Below are 21,234 nucleotides of genomic sequence, written 5' to 3' on the forward strand. Positions count from 1 at the left end.
TCAACGGCCTTTCTCAGTTGAGCGGCGCTGATTCCGCTTCAAGAGCGTCGATGGCGTCAAGCACCGCCTGGCGCTTTGGCTCGACGGGCTCATATGGGTGGAACCCTGCGAGTGACAGCGATGTATAGGCAACGGTTACGGCGCTAACGAGTCGCTGCACTTTCGAACTGTTCGGAACCTCAGCAGTGGCGGCTAGAGCAAGCAAGAAGACCCTATCGTCATGGTACTCGTGCTCGCCGTCTTCGGCCTGGATGATGGCGCGCATCCGACTGAGTGCAGTGGTACGGTCGGCGAGCTGCATATCCGGATTATGCAGCAACTGGATGCCGCTGACCTGCATGCGCTTCTCATCGGGCCACCCCTCACAACACGCCTTAATTGCGGCATTGCTAGCTGCCCACCAAACGTCAACGACAGCATATTCCCGTTCCGATGGCTCTTGGTCCGGTGGGAAACCCATCTCATCCCAGCCTTCGACCGCGAATGAGCCTTCAGCCGCTTCCTCAGGTGTCAACCCGGAACGCTCGATCACTTCCCGAGCAGCGTCCAGACCCCGCTGTTTTTCTTCTGGGCTCGCGCCCCTTGCATCGATCAAGATGTTCATCACCGGCCTCCCTGTGGCTGCCATGCCCGCAGTGAACAAAATAGGAACAAGATTGTCAAGCGCTCCCTTGACCGGTTAGGGCCAAGTTGCTCATTCCAGCTGATACCGGACCAACCTGATGGCGGCGAGGAGCGGCGTGGACGCCGATGCATGTCCACGACGCCGGCAAACCGCAAAAGGTTTTGCGGAATATTTTCCCACCAGCGCTGTCCTTTCAGCACAAGGGGAGGACAAGCCAATGCCGGACGACGACAAAACCAAAACGGACTTCCGTGACCGCGACCGGGTGTCGGGTGATCAGGAATGTGAGGTTGGCTACTTGGCCCGCAATTCGGCCTAACGATCCCGCAGGTTCGTGAGTTGATCGCCAAGCATGGCCACGAGCGCGACATGCTTGAGGCAGAGGCGAAGCGACTCGGAGTGCGGTGACGGCTCGATGTCGCGTGGATGACTCTACGGTGAAGAAGTTGTTTCTACAAAAGAGACTGAAGCTGACAACCCCTTAGGAGCGTTGGAGGTTGTAACCGGAAGAGTCATTTCTCCACGGGCGCTACCGGAGCACTAATTTCCCGTCGCAGCCGACGGACGGCAACCGCCACTCACGCAACCATCATTTTACTCCACTTTTTGATGGATCTAGCTGCACATCGCCGAATGTCGTGGGACATTCGGAACACCTTCTTTCACCTAGAAATCTCCTTCGCAATCAGGTGATGCCCCCCAACAAACAGTGCATTACAAAGTTGAGCCAACACGCCGCATGACTCGTAAGTTGCTGGGTCCCTCAATTCCGCCTTGCAGCCAGCCGACCGGCCTCCGCTCCAGCCAATTGCTGCCCAATCTGTTCGGAATCAGGAACGCTCGGTATCCCGGTTCGCCGGCGGCGACTTCACCACCTTCTTGCTCGGCAGCGGTGGGGCCTTGTCCCTGGGTCTCGTTTCCTTGATCGCCTTCTTCATCGTGTGGTGGAAGTTCTCCTGGGAGACGTTCCCAGCGGCGCCGCGGTTTCTTGCTCGGCTGGTTGCAGGCGATCCATCTTTAGGCATCGGCGTTAGCTCCAACGGGCTCTCGTGTCAGGATGGGTCGATGGTCGACAGGCGGTTGAGCAAGATGGACACCGCCGTGACTATCTGTGGCATGAAGTACGGGTTGGCTATCATGATGCTGTTCGGGACACCTTCGTGAGCCCCACCGTGCCGCACTGTCGCCGCTTATGTAGACGACCGGCAAAACATTATTGGCATGGCGAAAATGTCGCGCCAGCTCCCATCCCGTCTCACCAGAGCCCAGACGAAAATCCGCTACCAGCGCTTTGAATTTTTCTGGCTCGGCATCATAGGCGGCCACGGCGCTCGCCGCGATATTTGCCCCGACGACCTCGAAGCCCGCTTCTTCAAGCGCAGACTCCAGGCCGAGCAAAATCATTGTCGCGTCCTCAACGATTAGGACCGCACCGCCGAGACCCCCGAGCGAACCCGAACGCCCGATCGGAACTTATGTTCCGTGAGCGTTGGGGGTGTTATCTTTCCTCGCTCAAGTTCATCCGGAACGCACAATGTAGACCAGCCTGATCGTAGGTGATCTTCACCCCACCAGCGTTCTTTCCCTCGAATACCCGCTGGAGCAGTTGCGTACCAAATCCAGTTTTACCCGGGTGACAGGTGGACCGCCCTTCTCACGCCAATCGAGCTCAAGAACCCGGTCGCCTCCAGCCTCCTGCAGCTTCCAATTGATCGCGATCGATCCCGTTGCGTTGGAGAGCGATCCATATTTGATCGCGTTTGTCGTCAGTTCATGAAGCGCTAGGGAGAAAGCGAGCGCGATTTTGGGTGGAAGCCAGACTTGTTCTCCGCCGAGGTCGAAACGGTCGAGAGATGCATGCGGCTCAACGGCGGCCGCAATCAGAGCGCTGAGGTCGGCGCCGCTCCAGTTCTCACGGGTCAAGATGTCGTGCGCCTTTGCCAGGGACACAAGTCGGCTGGAAAGCGCCTGACCCGCCTGTGCCAGGCTGCTGGCGTTGCGCATAGTTTGGGCGGCTATGGCCTGAACCACCGCAAGGGTGTTCTTGACCCTATGGTTCAGTTCATTGACGAGCAACTGGCGCTGTTCCTCCCCCCGTTTGCGGTCAGATATGTCCAGGCTGATCTGCACTGCGCCCACCACCGACCCTTCCGAGCTGCGAATGGGCCGCGCGCTGGAAAGCAAATATCGCTGCGCCCCTGATGGCAGAGTGTATGCAAATTCCTCGTTGGTGGTCTCTTCGCCTCGCATTGCCTTGCTAAGCGGGCGGTCCTCCCGGCTGATGGTTTGGCCGTGTTTGTAGGCAAGAGTGTCGATCACCAGATCCGGCTTCCCAAATGGCCTTTGCGGCGGGGGCGACAGACCCATAAGTTCCGCCGCAAACCGGTTGCGGATAACTTGGCGAGCTTGCGGGTCATAGGTAAACCAGACCGCAGCGGGAACCGTCTCTAAGACCGTTTCCAACTCGCGCGTGCGCTCCGCAATTGCATGCTCTGCCGTGATCATGGCCTGCCCAATCGTGTCGAATTCCGCGACCGAGGTAAGGATCGGCTCCACGGCGCGGCCGTTGCCGAGCGCATCGGCTCGCTCGACGAGATCTGCGGTGGCCTTGGTAAACCTCCGGCCGACGAAGTAGGCCAGAGCGAGCGAGAAAAGCAGCGCCGAAAGACCGATCCCTCCGGTCTGCGCGAGCGACCACCAGAGCGGTGCCTGGACCTGGGATAGTGGAATGTTGGCGGTGTAGAACCAGCCAGAATAGGGTGATCGGTAATATCCAGCCAGCAATCTGTTCCCTTCGAAATTCTGAGACTGGAAGGTTCCGGAGCGGCCTACGACCTTAGCCACGTATTCAGGCAAACCGGGCCTGCCGGTCACCTGATCATGCAATGTGGATCTGGCGACATATTTTCCCTCGCGGTCCCCGGCACCGACCGTCCACCCCTCCGGAACCGCTGGCAGCATGACAAGGCGGATGCGTTCGGTAGGAACTGATATCGAAAGGAACAACGGTTGGCGGTTGAACCCCGATACCTGCGTGGTGACGGCGACGCGATACTCGTTAGCCCTGTGCCCGGCGAACACGTTGCTGACGAGAATTCTAGCCAGTTTCAGTTGCTCGCGGTCATCAACCGTGAGCGGTGTTGTCAAGGAGGTATCGGAGGCCAGCTCAGGTCCGGTGCTTGCCAACTGGCGACCGTCCAGATTCCGCAGTGTGATCACCTCGTTCGTCCCTTGGACAAGGCGACGCGCCTCGGAGCCAAACGCCAGCAAGTCTCCCCTGGCCAGAGCGGGGGACCTGGAGAGGCCGTCCAGAACCGTCTTAAGATTGGAGAGTTCGCCTTCGACCACCAGCGACACCTGTCGAGCGGTCCACAGGGCTTCCTGCTCGATCCGTGACCTTTCGTGCAGTGCGTATGTCACCAGCAGATAGGCAGCAAAAAGCCAGACGGGCAACACGGCTGCCGCGATTAGTCCAAGCAGATGGGCTCGTGCCGATCGACGAGACAATCTTCTCCCCCGTCACCCCCAAGAACACCTTAATCCCATGTGCGCGAACGACAAGCGCGAGGAGCAACGCGAGGCACCGCATTTGCGGCATGCGTTGGCTATCGTCGATCTTGAGGACAACCAATCGCGGGCCATCCCAGAAGGGCGGCGGGTGCGTTTGGGGGAATGTTGCTGAACCAAATAGCGGCCCCGGGCTTTATGAAGTCGGAGAGACGGGATCCCATAGGACTGTGTCGTCATGATCGGACCAACGTCAAAACTTCCATTCCCTGTGCGCAAGTTGGGGAGGCGAGCCCCCTCGCCTGGAATGCGTTTCCTTATAGACAGCTGCGAAGACAGGGCAGTCCCAGGCACGCCAATCCGCAAGGCTGCAGCCTGTCACGACCCATTCTCTGGGGTTCAGGTGAGCTCGTTGGGATTAAGTCATGACTGATCAGGGGCATCATCGCCCGAGGAAATTGACTGCTTGATAGTTGGAGGTGGCCCCGCTGGGCTCGCCGCCGCGACTTATCTCGGCCGGTTCCGGCGTCGAGTTGTTGTTTTCGATGCAGGTGAAAGCCGCGCGAAGCTCATTGCGATTACCCGCAACTGTCCCGGCTTTCCCGACGGTATATCCGGCCCTGAGCTGCTAAGTCGTTTGCGGCAACAGGCCTTGCTGAGCGGCGCAGAGCTTAGGGAGGAAGCCTTGCAAGATATTAAGCGCGACGGGGCCGAGTTTATTGCTGCCGGTCCAACCTCCGTTCGAGCCGGTGCGGTGCTCTTGGCAACGGGTGTTGTCGACACCCTTCCTGACATCCCACTGGCTACCGATATGATTAGAGGGGGGACAATGCGCCTATGCCCGATCTGCGATGGCTACGAGATCATCGATAAGCGTGTCGCAGTAATCGGCCCTTTGAAAGAGGCGATGAGGAAGGCTTCGTTCCTGCGAAACCTACACCCGCGACCTCACCGTGCTCGCGACCAACGGGGCGTATCGGATAGATGAATGTTCAGATCCACTGATCCGGGAAGCTGGAATCCGGGTTGAGGCCTGCATTCCCCACTCGCTCCGCCCGCTGGGCGAACATGCCATCGTCCTGCTCTCCGACGGAGCGACCTGCACATTCGATTCGGTCTATCCGGCGATGGGATGCAGGACAGGGGCTAAATTGGGAATAGACCTCGGGGCGACCTGCGACGACCTCGGGTATCTTATTGTGGATGCGCATCAACGAACCGTTTTGCCCGGTCTCTATGCCGCTGGTGATGTGGTGAACGAAATCAACCAGATCGCGGTAGCCTCCGGCCACGCTGCGATCGCAGCCACGGACATTCACAATCATCTTGCAGACACCAACCACAGCTTTCGTCACTGATCGCCATGCACCTTGTTCAAATACTGCTTCCCTGCATGGACAATGGCGGCCAGCCCTTCGCCCAAGAGGACTTCGAGAAGGTAAAGGAAGAACTGGCGAGCCGCTTCGACGGTGTTACCGCCTATCTTCAGGCTCCTGCGGATGGTTTGTGGAGAAAGGGTGCCGAGTCAAACGCCGACAAGATCGTCATCTTTGAAGTCATGACCGAGGAGATCGACCTACGTGAGTGGCGTGCTCGCCGTACCACGCTGGAGCGGCGTTTCCGGCAGGACAAGGTGATTATTCGCTATATGCCGATCACGCTGATCTAGGTCGCGAGGTCCGATAGAGAGGCTTGAAGCGCTGGTCCACGCAGAAGATGCCTCCGCGGCGGCAAGAGAAGCGCGATCGCTGTTGACAGAAATTGGTCCCCGCGGCTCTGAAATGGTTTCGGCCGCCGTCGACGATTTTCTCACTGAGATGTTAATAACGGCGTTCGTCGCCAAAGCGTTCGCGGGCGGGGCTTTGGAAGCCGCTCGTCGGCTGGGCCAGAGGAGACCGTCCAAGATCAAGTTGCCGTCGGTGATTCTGCCCGCATGATCCCGGTAAGCCGGTCGGGCAAGGTCACGTTGCCACGATCAAACGATGCCCCCGACAGCGCGTCAGAGGCGTCCACCGTCGCGGCGCAGTCACCATCGGCCCTCGCGGCTGGCCTCCAGCGGAAACCCCGCTGATCACGCACGATGCGACGAGCCGGTCAGCGCAGCAGCCCTTCGCCCTCAAAATCTTCCCAGCCGCGCAGCTTGGAAGGGGGATCCTCGTTCCTGCTGCTGTTGGTTGAGCCTGCCGGTCCGCGCCCCCTCTTTTGCGCGCGCTTCAGGGCTGCCTTTGCGGCGGCGCGTCTCCGGTTCTCGGCCGCCGTCGCCGCGTCTTCTTCGCGCCAGACGGTCACAAGATCGCGATCGAGCAAATCCTCGATGTGACGTGGGTCGAACACGTGGAAGGTGATCTTTCTCGCGCGTCCGCGAAGTTTGACGGTTCTGGTCCCCGCGCTCTGCAAGCGACCGTCCTTCAGCCAACGGTGCCGCTCGCCGGACGAGATTGTAAGGATGTCCTCCACTTCTCGAGGGATTACCGGGAGATCTTCGATATTCCGCATGACCTCGGACACAATTGCCGCTGCGGCTTCAACGTCGGGGTCAGAGCCCTCCGGCAGCCGCAAGCTGAGCACCCGGGATTCTAGGTGGAGCAGCGTTCTCAAGGGCAAGGGAAGACGCGCGCGCATCTCGAGGAAGATTCCCCTTGACCGGACCGACGATCCAAGCGTTGCCGCCGGAGAAAGAGGCCACTCTCCAACCAGCTTCGCGGTCTGGTCGATTTTTCGGCGTACAGGCATGGCCGTTAAATAGGTTCTACGGGCACGCAACTCAACGCCGAGGAATGACGAGCGGTGGTCCGCAGGATCGCCAATGCGGCGGCCGCATTGCGGACAGGAACATGGATGCGCACGTTCGAAGCCGAGCAAAATGGAGCGAATCGTCAAACCGGGAGTTAGGCTGCCTGGATGGGAGAGACAAGAATGAGTCCTACAACCGCCCCCGACAGCAAGGGCTACGTCACGCCAACCACCTCGGCGGCGGAAGGCCTCACCCCTGCTCTGGCGCGGAACATAGAGGCGTTGGTCGCGAGACGGAAACGCGACGCGAGGTCTGCATCCGTGGAGCAACGCACGGCCGCAGCTATCAGCAGCTTCGCCGGCAGCATGATGTTCGTTTATATTCACCTTCTCTTCTTTGGGGCGTGGATCGCACTCAATCTCGGCGTCGTAACCTTCATAAAGCCGTTTGATCCATCGCTGGTCATCCTGGCCATGCTCGCCTCGGTCGAGGCGATCTTTCTGTCGACGTTCGTTCTGATCAACCAGAACCGCATGGCGGCCGAGGACAATGCCCGGGCAGACCTCGATCTGCAGGTCAGTCTGCTGAGTGAACATGAGACGACCAAGCTCATCAAGATGGTCGAAGAGATTGCCAAACGGCTGGACGTGGACACCAAAGATGACGACGAGTTGAAGGAGCTCAAGCGCGACGTGGCGCCCGAAGCTGTTCTGGACAAGATCGAAGAGGCGGGCGAGCTGGCGGCGCCAAGTTGATCCCGCTGCCTGTGCTGGCGCTTCGGCACTCGCCAACCAGCGCGAGGTTCGCTTTAGCTGCTACTCTCCCTGAAGCGCTTTACGGCTGTGCCAACCGCAGCTCTCGTCCGAACACCACCACGCCCGCTCCTAACAACGGCGCGAAAGAAGGTAATTTCCCGAGGGTTTGGCTTGCTAACGCATGGATCCTTGGCGAGCCGCCATTCGCAAAATCGGCGAGGCGTTTGCCCAGCGACATGGTCAGCACCGTGTCGAAGACCGGCATTCCGGCATGTGACAGGAAGGCAGCGAACTCGCCGTTGTGCATGTGAGTGTCGACTCTGAGGAAAGACCCCGAATGGTCGGCTATGTGCGGCCGGACAACTGCCACGGCATCAGCATCGCTTTCGGCCATGACCGGTCCTACGACATGGCCTCGCCCGAATGGCCGGCAGAGCGCGAAAGCGTTCAGCTTGTCATTCATAGCCGGTTTGAGTGCGCGAAGAGTTTTTCAATAAGCGCTGTCCGCCTCCATGCATGATCGGCGAGACCCCGACGAACGGGCGCTAGCACCCTTCCGCCCTTAACGACCGCACCATGCCAACTGCGATCGGATCGTAGGGCTCCTTTTCATCACGGTTGTAGTTGATCGTAAACAGCGCGGCACGGTCGGTGCATACTTTGATGGCTCGGACGTATCTGATCTGGCCGCCCCTTCGCAGGTGGAGCATACCAGTCCCGTTTGCCACAGTCTGCGGCTTCGTGCGACGACGCGAACTGGTACCTGCAAGACTGCTCGTGGGGTGGAAAGCTCGCCGAGACAAGGATGCCATTCCCTGCGAATGTTTATGCTGAAGATATATAAAGGGTCGTTGGCGTCGGGAAGCCCCATGCGTAAGATGCAGACAGGTTTCGTGGAAACGCTGATCTGTGTCTTGGTAGTGTCCTCCTGGCCTTTCGCTCCTCTAGCTGCGTTAGATGCAAATCAGCCCACGGAAGTCCCTGCCTGCCATCCCATGACGGCAGCCAATCTGGCACTCGCGCGTCTTCCGAGTTTCCAAGGCGCTTGGGCCAAACCTATGTGCTCGCTGGGCACCTCATGGCGAGTCGGTCATCGAGGGCTAACTCGAATACTTCCGAACTGCACCCTATGCCATGTGGAGGGTCAAACCTTCGCAGGGCAACGCACAGTATTTGGATTGGCATCAGCTCAGGGAAGACTGGTCGATGATGTGAAAACCGCCGTGATCTCTTACGTCAAGTTTCATCCGGAGGCTGTCATGAGTTATGGTCACCGGCGGCAAGGACATCCGTCTCGCCGCCCCGCTACCGCCGAGCCGTAAGCGTGACGAGCAGAAGGACTAACCGAATGAAATGGCAGGCCATACCCGCCGTTGCATTGCTGATGGCGATGCGCTCTACATCCTGCAAACGGCGGCTGACCGCGGCTAGGGTCGAACGCGACAGAAGAGCCGGCCCGCGCTTGGCTCGTCGCGATTGGGGCGGCGCGAATCTCGACGCACCTCGCCCTTACAGACGACCTAGCGCCGCCTCCTGAGCAAGAGGCATTCCTTTAGTGGCCTAAATCGTCGTTGGACCGGAACAAAGGGGTCTGGCGCTTGTTGAGTGACACCCATTCAGCAAGGAACTTATCGATGAAACACCGCCTTCTAATGACAGCGCTGTCCACCTGCGCGGTCCTGACATTTGCCGTGCCGTCCTATGCCGCCGATAAAGCTCAGGACTTCGTCGACAAGGCCGCCGCCGGAGGCATGTTCGAGGTCGAGTCGAGCAAGATCGCACAAGGCAAGGCTCAAGATGAGGCAGTCAAAGATTTCGCGCAGAAGATGATCGACGATCACGGCGCGGCAAACGCCAAGCTGGAGACGATCGCCGGCGAGCAGAAACTGAAGGTGCCTGCCCAGACGGACGCCGCGCACAAGAGCGAACTCGACACCCTGAACACCAGCAAGGACGCATTCGACAAGTCTTACGTGCAGATGCAGCGCGACGCACATTCGGACGCTGTGAAGCTGTTCGAAGGCTACGCCAAGGACGGCGACAATGCTCAGCTCAAGACATTCGCGCAGCAGACGTTGCCGACGCTCAAGATGCATCAGGAAATGATCGAAAAGATCGCATCCGGCACCAGCGACAAGTCTTCCACGACGAGCTCGACGACGCCCGCGGTGTCCACGAGCGACACCAATAATCCGGCCGCGCCCGTGCCTGGCGCCAACAGCTTCACCGAAGCGCAGGCGAAATCGCGGATTCAGGATGCCGGCTTCTCCAATGTCAGCGCGCTGACGAAGGACGACCAAGGCATCTGGCGCGGCACCGCCCAGAAAGACGGAAAGCAGGTGACCGTAGCGCTCGATTTCCAAGGCAACGTGGTTGCCGGCGCTCAGTAACCGAACTCAGAAATGGAGTGAAACAATGACGACTGTCACCGGACTTTTCGATGATTATCAGGACGCATCCGACGCCGTAAGCGAATTAGAAGCGATCGGCGTGCCGCGAGACGACATCAGCATCGTGGCGAACAATTCCGACAATTGGTATCGGCAGGATGAGACTTCAGAAACCCGCGAAGATGCCGCCGCTGGTGCCGGCCTGGGCGCGCTCGTCGGCGGCGCGGGCGGCCTGCTCACGGGGCTCGGGATCATGGCGATCCCCGGTGTCGGGCCGGTCGTGGCGGCAGGCTGGCTCGCTGCTACGGCCGTCGGCGCGGTTGGCGGCGCTGTGGTTGGTGGAGCCGCAGGCGGCATAGTAGGGGCGCTGACGGAATCCGGTGTTTCGGAACGTGATGCCCATGTCTATGCCGAAGGCGTGCGCCGCGGAGGCAGTCTGGTGACTGCCAGAGTGGACGATCGGCTGACCGGCGAGGCCGAGCGCATCCTGCGAGGAGAGCGTTCCGTCAATCTTGACGAACGGCGCAGCGCTTACGAGTCCGCCGGATGGACAGGATTCGACCCTACCGCAGCGCCCTTTGATGACATCCAAGCGGAACGCGATCGCGTTCGCCGAATGACACCGCTGTAATCGATGAGGCCCCGTGGAACTCTCCACGGGGCTTTTTCTTCTCGGGCAGGATCGGGTCGTCACCGCTCGCGCAAGTCTCGAAGAGAACGTTCGGCTTCTTCCTTGAACTCGCTCCCAGAGAGAAGTTTTTCGACCTGCCAATTCGGCGGAACCGACGAACGAGATTGCCGTTCTCTCATCCCAATCAGGAGCGCTCAATGTTCAATCTATGGGTCGATCTCTCACTTTCGATACTGGAGGCGCAGCAAGTGATCTGGCTTAGAGGTATGCGAATTGCTAGTGGCGGCAAAGCGGCTGAACGCGAAGCTAAGTTGATGATCAGTGAAAAAATCGAGGCTGCCGGCCGCTCAATTATGATGCTCGCTGTGGGCGCACCAGCAAACAAGTTTGTAAGTTACTATGGCGGGAAGATTAGGGCCAATAGAAAGCGACTGTTGCGGTCGCCTGCTTGACCTAGCAGCTTGCGATCCGCCACAATGCAGTCAGCCAGGTTACTATCGGACGAGCGGATTGTTCAGCCAACGCGGCGTAGGTTCTTGCGCGACTGGGCCCCAAGGTCAAGGTCAAACTCGTTCACCATCGCTCTCTGGAACAGATAGACCAACGTTAACGGCGACGTTCTGCGCATCGTCCGAGTCGAGTTGATGCCCGTCCTGCTTGCAGCGTGGTGCAGAACGCGAGTGAGCATGTCGAGGTGGGAGGGTTCTAGGACTTGGCTGTGCATCTCAGCGCCTCGTGTTTGGGCGAGGGAGATGTCCGCGGCCAGCGTCCGTGCGCCATGACAAAACCGGACGGCGTACGAACCTTAAATTAGGCCTTTCGGGTGCGGTCGGCACATTTGAGGTTGCGCACAAGCGACGGCCTTTTAGAGCGCGTGCCGGAACATCTACCCGCTGAAAAGTTGGCCTGCGATTTGTTGCTCGATGTCACGTGAGTTCCGTAAACGCAAGCCATATGTAGGCCAGCGTAAGCTGAAGCAGCGCCCGAACCTAAGAAACCTTAACCTATCCACCCCATCTTCGGCGAGCCGCGTCACTCGGTGAGGGTAGGCCCGGCCCCACCTCGCCTCCCGGCGGCAGACCCGGGCCGACTCATTCCGTTCGCGTATACAAGGTCAGCGAGGCGAGAAAGGAAATTAAGTAGTCCCGTCTCAGGATCTGGATCGTCGCCCGTCACCGCCGTAATGCCCCAACGCGCCAGCACAGCTTCCTCGACAGGATCACGATTTGCCATGAAGATAAACGAGGGGGGCCGATCCGCCTCATAGCCCGACCGGCTCCAAGTCTGCCAGAGCCGATGCAGAAGCAGCCGGATGTTCAGGTCGGAAAGGCTGTAGCCAATAAACAGAACCGTACTGCCCAATGCGTCCGAACGGAACCTCACGTCGAGCGGCGAGTCGAACGACAGTCGATCAAGATAATCGGTTTCCGTGAGGACTAAGGAGGAATCGTCATCGAAGTCGCCATGGAACTTCACGATGTAGGGGACGTCCCTGCGAGCCTTCGAGACATCCCTCGCATTGGCCACCTTCACGTATTCGACGCCATGTATTTCAAAGGCGACTTCAAGGTTTCGATCATAGTTCGTCGTATAGATCACCGGGAAGTTCAGCGCGACGATGAGACGGTGCAATTCGGACTGTTCGATCTTATCGCGGCTGACGGTCCAGTGCCGGTCCATCCAACTGCGCAGCGGTCCGATGCTGCCATGCTCGATGCGGTAATACTCGGCCAGAGTCTGGAAGCGGCCGCGTTGCCTGCCAAGGTCCACTTCCAAGCCGAGTTCATCCGCCATTCGCTCGATCAGCTTCTCCCAGGACGGCAGGCCGACGCTCATCGAGACGCCTGCCCCAACAAACAGCACCGCGTCGCGTTCTCGAATGGATTTCGCGAGCGGAACAAGAGGATCGCTGGTCATTGCCGATCCAAGAGAGGATGATTGCCCGCCACTGGATCGGCAGTCGTCTCAACGGCAGCATCGACACCCTGTACGCCAACGCGCCAATCACGTCCTGCCCAGCTGTTGCTCGTCCCGGATCGACGCAATTTTACCTACCAAGCGGGTTATGCGAGAGCTCCCTCAACTCCCGCTCGTCTGACATGCCGGTCATGAAATTGGCGACCAGTCGCAATGAGCGCGCCTCTCTTTGGGCTTCGCTTTCATTGGCCGTTGCGCCAGCTTCCAGCACGTGCCTCAAAAACCTCACCTTATCCGGCGTGAATGTGCCCTTCGAACTCTTGTGATTGGCATCGTCTTCTCCATAGGCGAGCTGATCTGCATCGCTTGCCGAAAAGCGATTGGGATCCCGGACGTCGCTTTCAGCGCTGTCACGAAACTGAAAAGAGTCATACGGCCGCGCACGACGTGCTCGCATCAGCTTGTGGGTCCACCTGCTTGCCGACAGGGTTGCGCAAGGAATGAAAATTGGCCTGGTCCGCCGTCGGGGCTTAGGCCGCGAACTTCCGGTCGTTTGCTGTAGACACATGAACTTCCGGTCGTTTGCTGTAGACACATGATTGGCCGCTCTCCGCCTGGACGCGACCGAACTACGCCCGAAAGACATTGTTCCCAACGGCGATGTTCCCAGCGGTGGTCTGTTAGATCTCCAAGGTTCCCCGCGATCGGCAAGGTCGAGGCGGCCAACGCCTTCCTTGACCTTGTGGTGGACGGATAAACGCGCAGGTGCAGGCTTCTGCGGGCCGAACCGACAATCAGTAGTGCATAGACGCTGTTGAAGAAGAGGTCAGCGGAGCTAGCTACGCCGTCTGATGCGATACCGTCTCAACTCCGACGTTGGGCTCGCTCTCGATGGCTCGGGCCTATCCGTCCACGTCACCCAGCACGATATCGATAGATCCCAGTACGGCCGTGACGTCCGCGAGCAGGTGAGTGGCTTGCCCGCGCTCAAGGCGGCGGAAGCGCATGGCGCGCGATATGCCGCGGGCCTGCGCTGCCTCTATCTGGACCATGCCATCTTTCTCGACCTGGGCTCCGCGGTGGCAAGACCCGGGGAGCAGCCGCCGACGTTGTTGGCTGGCTGAGATACGAGCCCTGTCGCGATCCTCTTTCGAGGCGCCGGCGTGCGAGCCCCTTCCCTCAAACTGTGTGCCCCTTTCCCTGGATGGTCCGCCTGATCCAGGAAGCTTGCACAAGGAATGTCATAGAGCCCGATGACCATGGTCGCTGTAGGTTTTGTAGCAACAGCGAGGGGGATTCAAAGATCCCTGTTTCGATCTAACCTCGAAGAAATCGCAGGTGGCAACCATGGAAGCGATCTTTGACGACATTGCAGCAGCCCTGAAAGCCCCGCCCATCGCGCTTGCGGGCTCGCTACGCGCTTTGGCGCTGCGTCTGGCCGAAAGCCACGAGCGCGGCATGAAGGCTCGCCGGCAGATCAACAAGAATAGCTCCGAGCAGGTGATGCTTGGCAAGGTCATCTTGAAGGAAAAGCCGGCGGAAGCGCGCGCCGGTTCGACTGGAAAGCCTCGCCGGCACTGGTGGGCCTCCGAGAGGTCGAGAAGCTGATCAAGGCCCGGCCTGGTGGAAACGGTGCCAGAAACCGACGACGCCGACGTCTCTATCCGCGCCGCGGCGTTCTCATGCACTCTCGGATGCTTCGCTGAAGCCGCCGAGCGTATGCCCGAATCTCAGTTCCGATCGAACATGCTGCCGCGCCGCGCCGCGCACACCAGCCGCCGACCTCGTGGCGAGCGTGCTTGAACGGGAATGGTGGCGCAGGTGGCCGGTAGGGCGAGGCGAGTGACTCCCTCCGAAATCGATAGGTTATGCGCCGCCTGTTGCGTGGGCTAAAGCCCGAGCGTTTCGCCCGTCCCCAGCCGGGTGAAGTGTGCCACCGGCCGGTGCGTGGCTGCTGCAAACTCCTCAAGCGCGTCCTCGACGTCGTCGACCGCGGCCGCAGTCCGCTCCATCTGGTGCAGGATCCGGACCACGAGCATCGCCGTCTTGGCACCGCGGAACAGTTGGCTCCCGTGCATCGATGCGGTGTTAAAATCTGAGATCTGCATGAGTGTTGTTGCTCGTCAGTGCGCGGTTGCTGGTGGGGCGATCTTCAGCAGGCGACGCTTGGCCGCCTTCGCGCGCGCTTGCCCGTTTCGGATGCGGCAGCACAGCGCAATGCTCACAGCGATACCATGGTTATCGTGGAGCATGGCCGTCGCTTGCTTCAGCGACTGGTCAGCTCGCTTTGCGTGCTGCCGGGCAGCCGCCATTTCGAGAACTGCAAGTTCGACCGTCATCCCGTTTCCTCCGCGGGTTTGGTCCCTTCAAAAAACCAATCGGCGCCAGGGCTTTTTGTTCCTGCGACGGTCGGGCGCAGCCGTGGTCACAGCAGCCCCACCGGGGAAGGTGTTTCGCTGCAGCCCTTGGGTGCCGACACGGTAGTGTGCTGAGAGTTCTGCAAATTCGCTGAGAGAGGGCGGTCGTGGCTGGCTGGTGATTGTTCACGTTGCCGGCGCGCTAGGCTGCTTCCTTTCAGAGCGCGTCGCGTCGGGTGGGTGCCTTCCGCAATCCAACGCTTCACACTCGATAAACAGCCCGTCGAGTGCGCATGGCAGGCGGGCTCTTTCACATGCCTAATAGACCATAGCAGGTAGCGTAATGGGACCTCAGTCCTCATTGCAGCACGAGGGATTATCGAACAACTTTTACTTACCGCCGAGTTTGAAACCACGTCCCCCCGGAATAGGTGCCGGCGGCTAGGCCCGGCTCGCATAATCCTGTGTCACCCTTGATCTGCGAGCCGGGCTTTGCGCCGAAGCAGTTCATCATTTGGCAAAATCCTTTGGCGGCTCCTCTGCAATTCTGAATTCGTGGACGGTGCCTTCGCGTTCGTCGACAACCCGAAACCAGTGCTCTTGCAAGCCCTTGGTGGAGATCGCCTTTCCGTCAGGGTCTCTGCGGCGCTGAGCGCATCAGGTGCCTCTGCAGATGTCGTGGCAACGATGCGTTCGCCATAGATCTCTTCGATTTGAAAGCGCGCCATCGGAAGACTCCTGAAACCAATGGCAACGCTCCCCGAAAGAGAAGGTTCACGGTCCAATTAAGATCAGTGGAACCTAATATGCGGCTTCCGCTTATGGAAAAATGAGCACACGCGGCGCCAATTTCCTCGAACGTTGGATGGCAGAGCATTTGCCCGAAGTGGTGACGGACGACCCTGCCGCGATAAGCGATCTGACCGACCAAGCGATGGAAGCTGCGGACCGAGAGGGCATCGAGGTCAGCGAGATTTACGAGGAAGCCGGAAGCGTGTTCGAGGTTATCGCCCAGGCGATGCAGCACCGCGATGGCAGTTTGCCCGAGACCGATCTCACCGAATTCGACCTCCTGGCCGGCCGACTGTCGCGAGAAGCGAAGCTCACGGAAGCACAGGCTCGTGATCTGATTGAGCGCTTCGGTACGGATTGGGAAAAGCTCCTCAATGAAGCTCATTTCCTGAAAGAGGTTGATGGTCGGCTGAGGCAGGAATAAGCGCCAGACCACCGAAACCACGCTGGCCGGCTGGTTCGACGGCTCCGGGAAAATTCGCCTCGATGAGGAAGTCGTCGGTCTTGGCTCGTGCGGTTACACATTGACAGTGTTCTCTAGCGACGCACTGACTGAAGACCCCGACGACGAAGCAGATGAAGAGGCGAATCTGATCGCGAGTTACACCCCGGAAGTTCGCCTACGGTCGCTAGTATCCGCAGGTCCAGGCGCAGCCGAACTGCGCGATGCCGACGAGCATCGCTGTGCCGTCGTTCCGGTCCGCCCCGCAAAACGTCCGCTTGGGCGCTTATCTGCCGTTCGTGGCAGCTATCGGAACGACCACGAGCCACCCAGATGACGGTGCGACATGATCCCGGTGCGATCGAAGCGAGAGTCGAATTTTCTTCTCATTCGGGGCCGGATGCGGAAGGGCAGCTTCAGGTCTTCGGATGCGCGATAGCGGACGTTTACCGTGGGTGCCATGAAGTCTCGACCTGATCCAAAGCCGACGTAGGCGCATTAAATCAGGCGGTTGCTTTCAGCAAGGCGACGCGCCCGCCGCATCGTGCCGTCGGTGTCGGCGATCTTTCGTCTTGCGGCTTCGTCGCTTCTGATCGTCAGCCGCTTCGATAGGACTTTTGCGGCCTCGACAATTGCGACCGGAGCATCCGGGGTTTTCAAGTATCTCATGATCATTATCCTTTCAGGCAAAAAATGAAAGCGAGCGCGGAGCAGCTGCCCGCTCCGGCAAGTTATGCATGGCGACAAGGTTACTTTCGTACGATCCCGGCCAGCAGTGCCGAATCGAAATCGGAGTTGCCGGTATAGTCGCGGATCAGAAGCGCGGCGTCTCCGTGCCATTGATCCTCAGGGATCCGATTTTCGATGACCGATGTTCTGAAGGCGTCGCGCGGGATTGCAGTCAAAAGTCGAAATCACATCGGCGGAATGATCGTTGTCCACAATCCGACTGCCATCGAGGGGCGGGAGTATGATGGACGCTCTCAAGCGCCGGTGCCCATGTTCTGGCCGGCCGACAATGGGGCTGTACGCCCCCGACAGGTGGTTAGCGAATCATTCCGGCGGATTTATTCTTTGGTACATCGCTACAAGTCAGCGGCCGGCCTCTTCCCGCCGCTTGGCGTCTTGATCGTTCAGCCGGCTGACCATCTCGTACGCTTGGCCGGCATTGATGCCGACCATGATCTTGTGATCGGACTCGGCGGGCTGGCCGGTGAAGACGTCGAAAACGGTCCAGCTGTCCGGAGGGTCCATACAAGCGCGTAGCGGTTTGCCACATTCCGCGTCCTTTCGTTTTCGCCCGCCGCCGATCGGTTCAGGTTTGCAGAATGAAAAATACCGCCGCCAGGACAAGTACTGTCCACAGCACCACGCCGAGGTTCAAAGCCAGGTCCCTGCGCGACGAGAGACCTTCTCGCATACGGGCCGCCAGGTTCGTCATATTGCTGGATGTGGCCGAAGCCGCCACGATGGCGACCGGCGACTTGACCCCAAGCCTGCCGAACACCGGGGGTAGCGTCGGTTCACGCACGGCCGTATCCTGGCGCCAAGATCTCAGTATCCCATTCCGCCCATGCCGCCGCCGCTAGGTGAAGGTGCGGCATCCTTGGTCGGAATGTCGGTGATCATGGCTTCGGCGGTGATCAAAAGCGCTGCGATCGAGCCGGCATCCTGCAGTGCCGTGCGCACCACCTTTGCCGGATCGACGATGCCTGCCTTGATCATGTCGACATATACCTCGTTCTGGGCGTCAAAGCCCTGATTGTGGTCCTTGCTGTCGGCAAGCTTGCCGACGATGATCGACCCTTCGACGCCGGAATTCTCAGCGATCTGGCGCATCGGCGCTTCGAGCGCCCGGAGCACGATCGAGATGCCCGCGGTGACATCGGCATTACCGCTGGTCAGGCCCTTGAGCGCCGACCTGGCGCGCAGCAGCGCCACACCACCGCCGGGCACGATGCCTTCCTCGACAGCTGCGCGCGTGGCGTTCAGCGCATCGTCGATACGGTCCTTCTTTTCCTTGACTTCCGACTCCGTAGCACCGCCGACGCGGATCACCGCAACGCCGCCGGAGAGCTTGGCCAGCCGCTCCTGCAGCTTTTCCTTGTCGTAGTCGGACGTGGTTTCCTCGATCTGACCCCTGATCTGGGCGACGCGCGCCTGGATGGTGGCCTTGGCGCCGGCGCCGTCGATGATCGTGGTGGTGTCCTTGTCGATCAGCACGCGCTTGGCGCGACCGAGCATGTCGATGGTGACGTTTTCCAGCTTGATGCCGAGATCCTCCGAGATCATCTGGCCGGCGGTGAGCACGGCGATGTCTTCCAGCATCGCCTTGCGGCGATCGCCGAAGCCCGGCGCCTTGACGGCCGCGACCTTGAGGCCGCCGCGCAGCTTGTTGACGACCAGCGTGGCCAGCGCCTCGCCTTCGACGTCCTCGGAGATGATCAGCAGCGGCCTACCGCCCTGCACCACCGCTTCGAGGATCGGCAGCATCGGTTGCAGGTTGCCGAGCTTCTTTTCGTGGATAAGCACATAGGGCTCGTCCAGTTCGACGCGCATCTTGTCGGCATTGGTGACGAAATACGGGCTGAGATAGCCGCGGTCGAACTGCATGCCCTCCACGACGTCGAGCTCGGTCTCGGCGGTCTTGGCTTCCTCGACAGTGATGACGCCGTCATTGCCGACCTTGTCCATGGCCTTGGCGATCATCTCACCGACGCTGGCATCGCCATTGGCGGCAATGGTGCCGACCTGCGCGATCTCGGCCGACGACTTGACCTTCTTGGCCCGCGCCTTGATTTCCTCAACCACGGCGGTGACCGCCTGGTCGATGCCGCGCTTGAGGTCCATCGGGTTCATGCCGGCAGCGACCAGCTTGGCGCCTTCGCGCAGGATCGAGGCGGCCAGCACCGTGGCGGTGGTGGTGCCGTCACCGGCAAGGTCGTTGGTCTTCGAGGCCACTTCGCGCACCATCTGGGCGCCCATGTTTTCGAACTTGTCGGTAAGCTCGATTTCCTTGGCCACCGTCACACCGTCCTTGGTGATGCGCGGCGCGCCATAAGCCTTGTCGATGATGACGTTGCGGCCCTTGGGGCCGAGCGTCACCTTGACGGCGTTGTTCAGGAGCTCGACGCCGCGCAGCATGCGGTCGCGCGCGTCGGTGGAGAATTTGATTTCCTTGGCAGACATGATCGTTGATCCCGTTCGAAAATTGGAGTGCGCCGTTTGCCGTGAAGACTGCCCGGTCAGGCGGCGTCCTTGACGGCCATTGTCTTGTCGACAATGCCGGTCTCGCTCTTGTCGATGATGCCCATGATGTCGGCTTCCTTCATGATCAGAAGGTCCTCGCCATCGATCTTGACCTCGGTGCCGGACCATTTGCCGAACAGGATGAAGTCGGCGGCTTTCACATCGGGCACGATCAAGGCGCCGGCTTCGTCGCGTGCTCCCGGGCCGACGGCGATCACTTCGCCTTCCTGCGGTTTCTCCCTGGCATTGTCGGGAATGATGATGCCGCCCTTGGATTTGGTATCGCCTTCGGCGCGGCGAACGACGACGCGGTCGTGGAGTGGCCGGAATTTCATGGGGAACTTCTTTCTGTGGCCCGCATTGGGCGGGCCGCTGCCTCTGTATAGGCGGGTTGGCACTCGATAGATAGGAGTGCCAGAATTATTTCTCGCAGATGGCCAAGAATTCGAATGAAATAATTCGAGCCGCGCAGAAATTCATCCGCGCTCGTGGGAAATTTTCTGCCGGCTTGAATTTTGCGGGCGTGCGTCTGTTATTTCAAGGGACAAATAAAAAGCGTCTCGACCTTGTTTAGAACTCAAATGAGGCGCATAGGTAAAACTCGTTGATTTGGTCGAGTTGGCTTTGTGTCAAGCCCCGCCATTCACCGCCGGATTCTCGAAAACGAGTGCAGCGCCGGTCCGGCGCACATTTCGTTCCGTTCGAACCCCTGGAATGACATCGACGCTGACCACGGATGTACTGGCAGCCTCGGGCATCATTCCGGTGGTTCGAGTGGGAATGATACGGAAACGCGCAGGCGCGGGTTTCCGCTGAAAGCCGCAACAAATGACCAGCCGCACCACACCAACTATCGTTCGCTTCAAGTCGGCGTTTTCGCTGCCCGGCTTTGATGCACCGCAACCACCCGGGGATTACCGCGTCGATCACGACGAGGAAGCCCTCGAAGGAGCTTCCCTGATCGCGTGGCGCCGCGTCGCCACCTTCATTCACCTGCCGGCGATCTCCGCAAGCGGTGCTACGCGGCAGATGGTGCCGATCGAACCGGCATCGCTCAAAGCCGCACTGGAGCAGGACCAGAGACAATGATGAGAACCACGATGATGCAACGCAACGCACACCCGGTCCGCCGCGAAGCCGCAACGCATCTATTTGCCCTCGGGCAGGCTGTCCGGCTGAAGGGCGGCTTCGGCACGTTTCCAAAGACTTCGGAAATCTACCGGATCACAGCCAGACTCCCGCCGAGGGAAGATTCGGCGCAGTACCGCATCCGCAACGACGGCGAACTTCATGAACGGGTGGCGACGCAAGACAGTCTCGAACCGGTCGCCACATCGCCGGGTGACACCATAGCGCTCATCGACAGGACGTTCGCACATGGCAAAGGGACCGAAACGCTCGAGCCGGGAAATCAGGAAGCCGAAGCAGGAAAAGGCCCTGCCCAAGCCTAAAAGCGTGTTCGGCGCCCACACCAGACTTCCTAACATCAGTACCCCTCGCGGCTAAGGCGAGAACTGACACAGCGAGATGGATGATGATGAAGGTCATGATCGAATTCTATCGCACCCGAGAAGCGGACGATGCGCATGCCGTGCTCGGCCGCGAGACGGCGGAAGCCGCCGACCTCGACGATGCGATCGAAATTGCCAGGCTTTTGGCTGGGACCCTGAACATGCCGCAGCGGCCGGACGCCATGACGATCGCCGATGCGAATGGCGCAACGCTCTATTCGGGCGTTCTCGCCGGGGAGGCGAGTAATGAGGAAAGGCTAACATCATGAGTGGCCATAACAACGAAAGCTGTCGGACCCGCAACTTCGCCGCGCTTGCGGTCTG

28 protein-coding genes are annotated in these 21,234 nt (G+C 59.7%); 14 read left to right on the forward strand and 14 right to left on the reverse strand.

The genetic code is table 11. The features are described 5' to 3' along the window. Window positions 1-13 precede the first annotated feature (13 nt). A complete protein-coding gene (locus tag LB526_RS18875; RefSeq protein WP_224629127.1) occupies window positions 14-604 on the reverse strand; it encodes a hypothetical protein in 591 nt (196 codons plus the stop codon). 136 nt (window positions 605-740) lie between these two features. On the opposite strand from LB526_RS18875, the gene LB526_RS29730 reads away from it, so the two are divergent. Next, on the forward strand, window positions 741-944 hold the full coding sequence (locus LB526_RS29730) for a hypothetical protein (protein ID WP_318013281.1): 204 nt from the start codon (window positions 741-743) through the stop codon (window positions 942-944). Window positions 945-1,642: 698 nt separating this feature from the next. Here the strand turns inward: LB526_RS29730 and LB526_RS18885 are convergent. Continuing rightward, window positions 1,643-2,029: a response regulator gene (locus LB526_RS18885; RefSeq protein WP_263483327.1), complete on the reverse strand. Its 387-nt coding sequence runs from the start codon at window positions 2,027-2,029 to the stop codon at window positions 1,643-1,645. Between the two features lie 159 nt (window positions 2,030-2,188). Next, window positions 2,189-4,078 (reverse strand): sensor histidine kinase, encoded by a 1,890-nt coding sequence (locus tag LB526_RS18890; RefSeq protein ID WP_224629128.1) that lies wholly within the window; start codon window positions 4,076-4,078, stop codon window positions 2,189-2,191. A gap of 520 nt (window positions 4,079-4,598) precedes the next feature. On the opposite strand from LB526_RS18890, the gene LB526_RS29820 reads away from it, so the two are divergent. From LB526_RS29820 to LB526_RS18900, 3 genes are read left to right on the forward strand one after another with little or no spacing between them, the layout of a single operon-like run. Continuing rightward, complete coding sequence (locus tag LB526_RS29820) at window positions 4,599-5,120, forward strand: NAD(P)/FAD-dependent oxidoreductase (protein ID WP_411967780.1); 522 nt, start codon at window positions 4,599-4,601, stop codon at window positions 5,118-5,120. Further along, window positions 5,086-5,490, forward strand: a complete 405-nt coding sequence (locus LB526_RS29640) for an FAD-dependent oxidoreductase (protein WP_318013282.1) — start codon at window positions 5,086-5,088, stop codon at window positions 5,488-5,490. Before LB526_RS29820 ends, LB526_RS29640 begins: the two co-directional genes overlap by 35 nt. A 35-nt stretch (window positions 5,491-5,525) precedes the next feature. Continuing rightward, the gene (locus tag LB526_RS18900) at window positions 5,526-5,801 is read left to right on the forward strand and encodes a hypothetical protein (protein WP_224629129.1); all 276 of its coding nucleotides are present in this window, start codon (window positions 5,526-5,528) and stop codon (window positions 5,799-5,801) included. Between the two features lie 425 nt (window positions 5,802-6,226). Here the strand turns inward: LB526_RS18900 and LB526_RS18905 are convergent, their stop codons facing one another. After that, entirely contained in the window at window positions 6,227-6,865 is a 639-nt protein-coding gene (locus LB526_RS18905) for a hypothetical protein (protein ID WP_224629325.1), read from the reverse strand. Between the two features lie 183 nt (window positions 6,866-7,048). On the opposite strand from LB526_RS18905, the gene LB526_RS18910 reads away from it, so the two are divergent. Further along, entirely contained in the window at window positions 7,049-7,621 is a 573-nt protein-coding gene (locus tag LB526_RS18910) for a DUF1003 domain-containing protein (RefSeq protein ID WP_224629133.1), read from the forward strand. Window positions 7,622-7,700: 79 nt separating this feature from the next. Here the strand turns inward: LB526_RS18910 and LB526_RS29825 are convergent, their stop codons facing one another. Further along, window positions 7,701-8,084, reverse strand: a complete 384-nt coding sequence (locus LB526_RS29825; RefSeq protein WP_411967783.1) for a hypothetical protein — start codon at window positions 8,082-8,084, stop codon at window positions 7,701-7,703. 1,171 nt (window positions 8,085-9,255) lie between these two features. Between LB526_RS29825 and LB526_RS18920 the strand changes: the two genes are divergently transcribed. The 3 genes from LB526_RS18920 to LB526_RS18930 all read left to right on the forward strand — a co-directional run bounded on the left by LB526_RS18920 (window position 9,256) and on the right by LB526_RS18930 (window position 11,094). Further along, window positions 9,256-10,011 carry a DUF4142 domain-containing protein gene (locus LB526_RS18920; protein WP_224629326.1) on the forward strand — a complete coding sequence of 252 codons (756 nt, stop codon included), beginning with the start codon at window positions 9,256-9,258 and terminating at the stop codon, window positions 10,009-10,011. 25 nt (window positions 10,012-10,036) lie between these two features. Then, entirely contained in the window at window positions 10,037-10,642 is a 606-nt protein-coding gene (locus LB526_RS18925; RefSeq protein WP_224629134.1) for a general stress protein, read from the forward strand. Between the two features lie 197 nt (window positions 10,643-10,839). Beyond that, on the forward strand, window positions 10,840-11,094 hold the full coding sequence (locus tag LB526_RS18930) for a hypothetical protein (protein ID WP_224605979.1): 255 nt from the start codon (window positions 10,840-10,842) through the stop codon (window positions 11,092-11,094). A gap of 580 nt (window positions 11,095-11,674) precedes the next feature. On the opposite strand, the gene LB526_RS18935 is transcribed toward LB526_RS18930, so the two are convergent. Next, the gene (locus LB526_RS18935; protein WP_224629136.1) at window positions 11,675-12,559 is read right to left on the reverse strand and encodes an SIR2 family NAD-dependent protein deacylase; all 885 of its coding nucleotides are present in this window, start codon (window positions 12,557-12,559) and stop codon (window positions 11,675-11,677) included. 130 nt (window positions 12,560-12,689) lie between these two features. Further along, window positions 12,690-13,016, reverse strand: coding sequence for a hypothetical protein (locus LB526_RS18940; protein WP_224629138.1), 327 nt, complete (start codon window positions 13,014-13,016; stop codon window positions 12,690-12,692). Between the two features lie 520 nt (window positions 13,017-13,536). On the opposite strand from LB526_RS18940, the gene LB526_RS18945 reads away from it, so the two are divergent. After that, window positions 13,537-13,683, forward strand: coding sequence for a hypothetical protein (locus LB526_RS18945; RefSeq protein ID WP_224629139.1), 147 nt, complete (start codon window positions 13,537-13,539; stop codon window positions 13,681-13,683). A gap of 223 nt (window positions 13,684-13,906) precedes the next feature. Then, window positions 13,907-14,167 (forward strand): hypothetical protein, encoded by a 261-nt coding sequence (locus LB526_RS18950; RefSeq protein WP_224629141.1) that lies wholly within the window; start codon window positions 13,907-13,909, stop codon window positions 14,165-14,167. Window positions 14,168-14,448: 281 nt separating this feature from the next. On the opposite strand, the gene LB526_RS18955 is transcribed toward LB526_RS18950, so the two are convergent. After that, on the reverse strand, window positions 14,449-14,667 hold the full coding sequence (locus LB526_RS18955; protein ID WP_224629143.1) for a hypothetical protein: 219 nt from the start codon (window positions 14,665-14,667) through the stop codon (window positions 14,449-14,451). Window positions 14,668-14,682: 15 nt separating this feature from the next. Next, window positions 14,683-14,898 (reverse strand): hypothetical protein, encoded by a 216-nt coding sequence (locus LB526_RS18960; protein ID WP_224629144.1) that lies wholly within the window; start codon window positions 14,896-14,898, stop codon window positions 14,683-14,685. An 847-nt stretch (window positions 14,899-15,745) separates the two neighbouring features. On the opposite strand from LB526_RS18960, the gene LB526_RS18965 reads away from it, so the two are divergent. After that, window positions 15,746-16,132 carry a hypothetical protein gene (locus LB526_RS18965; RefSeq protein ID WP_224629145.1) on the forward strand — a complete coding sequence of 129 codons (387 nt, stop codon included), beginning with the start codon at window positions 15,746-15,748 and terminating at the stop codon, window positions 16,130-16,132. A 516-nt stretch (window positions 16,133-16,648) separates the two neighbouring features. Here LB526_RS18965 and LB526_RS18970 read toward each other — a convergent pair. The 5 genes from LB526_RS18970 to LB526_RS18990 form a co-directional block, all read right to left on the reverse strand. Then, on the reverse strand, window positions 16,649-16,819 hold the full coding sequence (locus LB526_RS18970) for a hypothetical protein (protein ID WP_224629146.1): 171 nt from the start codon (window positions 16,817-16,819) through the stop codon (window positions 16,649-16,651). Between the two features lie 423 nt (window positions 16,820-17,242). Beyond that, window positions 17,243-17,404, reverse strand: coding sequence for a hypothetical protein (locus tag LB526_RS18975; protein WP_224605956.1), 162 nt, complete (start codon window positions 17,402-17,404; stop codon window positions 17,243-17,245). 61 nt (window positions 17,405-17,465) lie between these two features. Next, window positions 17,466-17,681: a hypothetical protein gene (locus tag LB526_RS18980; RefSeq protein WP_224605954.1), complete on the reverse strand. Its 216-nt coding sequence runs from the start codon at window positions 17,679-17,681 to the stop codon at window positions 17,466-17,468. Window positions 17,682-17,704: 23 nt separating this feature from the next. Next, window positions 17,705-19,339 carry a chaperonin GroEL gene (groL, locus tag LB526_RS18985; protein WP_224629150.1) on the reverse strand — a complete coding sequence of 545 codons (1,635 nt, stop codon included), beginning with the start codon at window positions 19,337-19,339 and terminating at the stop codon, window positions 17,705-17,707. A 56-nt stretch (window positions 19,340-19,395) separates the two neighbouring features. Beyond that, a complete protein-coding gene (locus LB526_RS18990) occupies window positions 19,396-19,734 on the reverse strand; it encodes a co-chaperone GroES (protein ID WP_224629152.1) in 339 nt (112 codons plus the stop codon). A 493-nt stretch (window positions 19,735-20,227) separates the two neighbouring features. Between LB526_RS18990 and LB526_RS18995 the strand changes: the two genes are divergently transcribed. From LB526_RS18995 to LB526_RS19005, 3 genes are all read left to right on the forward strand, one after another. Further along, the gene (locus LB526_RS18995) at window positions 20,228-20,488 is read left to right on the forward strand and encodes a hypothetical protein (RefSeq protein ID WP_140721212.1); all 261 of its coding nucleotides are present in this window, start codon (window positions 20,228-20,230) and stop codon (window positions 20,486-20,488) included. Beyond that, window positions 20,485-20,850 carry a hypothetical protein gene (locus LB526_RS19000; protein ID WP_224629154.1) on the forward strand — a complete coding sequence of 122 codons (366 nt, stop codon included), beginning with the start codon at window positions 20,485-20,487 and terminating at the stop codon, window positions 20,848-20,850. Before LB526_RS18995 ends, LB526_RS19000 begins: the two co-directional genes overlap by 4 nt. Before the next feature lie 86 nt (window positions 20,851-20,936). Beyond that, complete coding sequence (locus LB526_RS19005) at window positions 20,937-21,179, forward strand: hypothetical protein (RefSeq protein ID WP_224629337.1); 243 nt, start codon at window positions 20,937-20,939, stop codon at window positions 21,177-21,179. Window positions 21,180-21,234: the final 55 nt, after the last annotated feature.

It is taken from the genome of Mesorhizobium sp. CA6 (assembly GCF_020165035.1).
GTDB lineage: Bacteria > Pseudomonadota > Alphaproteobacteria > Rhizobiales > Rhizobiaceae > Mesorhizobium.

Excerpts from the sequence above, each read along its gene's own strand:
- LB526_RS18930 (WP_224605979.1), top strand. The coding sequence starts at position 10,840 with ATGTTCAATCTATGGGTCGATCTCTCACTTTCGATACTGGAGGCGCAG.
- LB526_RS18950 (WP_224629141.1), top strand. The coding sequence starts at position 13,907 with ATGGAAGCGATCTTTGACGACATTGCAGCAGCCCTGAAAGCCCCGCCC.
- LB526_RS18965 (WP_224629145.1), top strand. The coding sequence starts at position 15,746 with ATGAGCACACGCGGCGCCAATTTCCTCGAACGTTGGATGGCAGAGCAT.
- LB526_RS18925 (WP_224629134.1), top strand. The coding sequence starts at position 10,037 with ATGACGACTGTCACCGGACTTTTCGATGATTATCAGGACGCATCCGAC.
- LB526_RS18970 (WP_224629146.1), bottom strand. The coding sequence starts at position 16,819 with ATGAGATACTTGAAAACCCCGGATGCTCCGGTCGCAATTGTCGAGGCC.
- LB526_RS18975 (WP_224605956.1), bottom strand. The coding sequence starts at position 17,404 with ATGGACCCTCCGGACAGCTGGACCGTTTTCGACGTCTTCACCGGCCAG.
- LB526_RS19000 (WP_224629154.1), top strand. The coding sequence starts at position 20,485 with ATGATGAGAACCACGATGATGCAACGCAACGCACACCCGGTCCGCCGC.
- LB526_RS18940 (WP_224629138.1), bottom strand. The coding sequence starts at position 13,016 with ATGCGAGCACGTCGTGCGCGGCCGTATGACTCTTTTCAGTTTCGTGAC.
- LB526_RS18885 (WP_263483327.1), bottom strand. The coding sequence starts at position 2,029 with ATGATTTTGCTCGGCCTGGAGTCTGCGCTTGAAGAAGCGGGCTTCGAG.
- LB526_RS18900 (WP_224629129.1), top strand. The coding sequence starts at position 5,526 with ATGGACAATGGCGGCCAGCCCTTCGCCCAAGAGGACTTCGAGAAGGTA.
- LB526_RS18955 (WP_224629143.1), bottom strand. The coding sequence starts at position 14,667 with ATGCAGATCTCAGATTTTAACACCGCATCGATGCACGGGAGCCAACTG.
- LB526_RS18935 (WP_224629136.1), bottom strand. The coding sequence starts at position 12,559 with ATGACCAGCGATCCTCTTGTTCCGCTCGCGAAATCCATTCGAGAACGC.
- LB526_RS19005 (WP_224629337.1), top strand. The coding sequence starts at position 20,937 with ATGAAGGTCATGATCGAATTCTATCGCACCCGAGAAGCGGACGATGCG.
- LB526_RS18905 (WP_224629325.1), bottom strand. The coding sequence starts at position 6,865 with ATGCCTGTACGCCGAAAAATCGACCAGACCGCGAAGCTGGTTGGAGAG.
- LB526_RS18990 (WP_224629152.1), bottom strand. The coding sequence starts at position 19,734 with ATGAAATTCCGGCCACTCCACGACCGCGTCGTCGTTCGCCGCGCCGAA.
- LB526_RS18875 (WP_224629127.1), bottom strand. The coding sequence starts at position 604 with ATGAACATCTTGATCGATGCAAGGGGCGCGAGCCCAGAAGAAAAACAG.
- groL (WP_224629150.1), bottom strand. The coding sequence starts at position 19,339 with ATGTCTGCCAAGGAAATCAAATTCTCCACCGACGCGCGCGACCGCATG.
- LB526_RS18960 (WP_224629144.1), bottom strand. The coding sequence starts at position 14,898 with ATGACGGTCGAACTTGCAGTTCTCGAAATGGCGGCTGCCCGGCAGCAC.
- LB526_RS18910 (WP_224629133.1), top strand. The coding sequence starts at position 7,049 with ATGAGTCCTACAACCGCCCCCGACAGCAAGGGCTACGTCACGCCAACC.
- LB526_RS18995 (WP_140721212.1), top strand. The coding sequence starts at position 20,228 with ATGACCAGCCGCACCACACCAACTATCGTTCGCTTCAAGTCGGCGTTT.
- LB526_RS18920 (WP_224629326.1), top strand. The coding sequence starts at position 9,256 with ATGAAACACCGCCTTCTAATGACAGCGCTGTCCACCTGCGCGGTCCTG.
- LB526_RS29825 (WP_411967783.1), bottom strand. The coding sequence starts at position 8,084 with ATGAATGACAAGCTGAACGCTTTCGCGCTCTGCCGGCCATTCGGGCGA.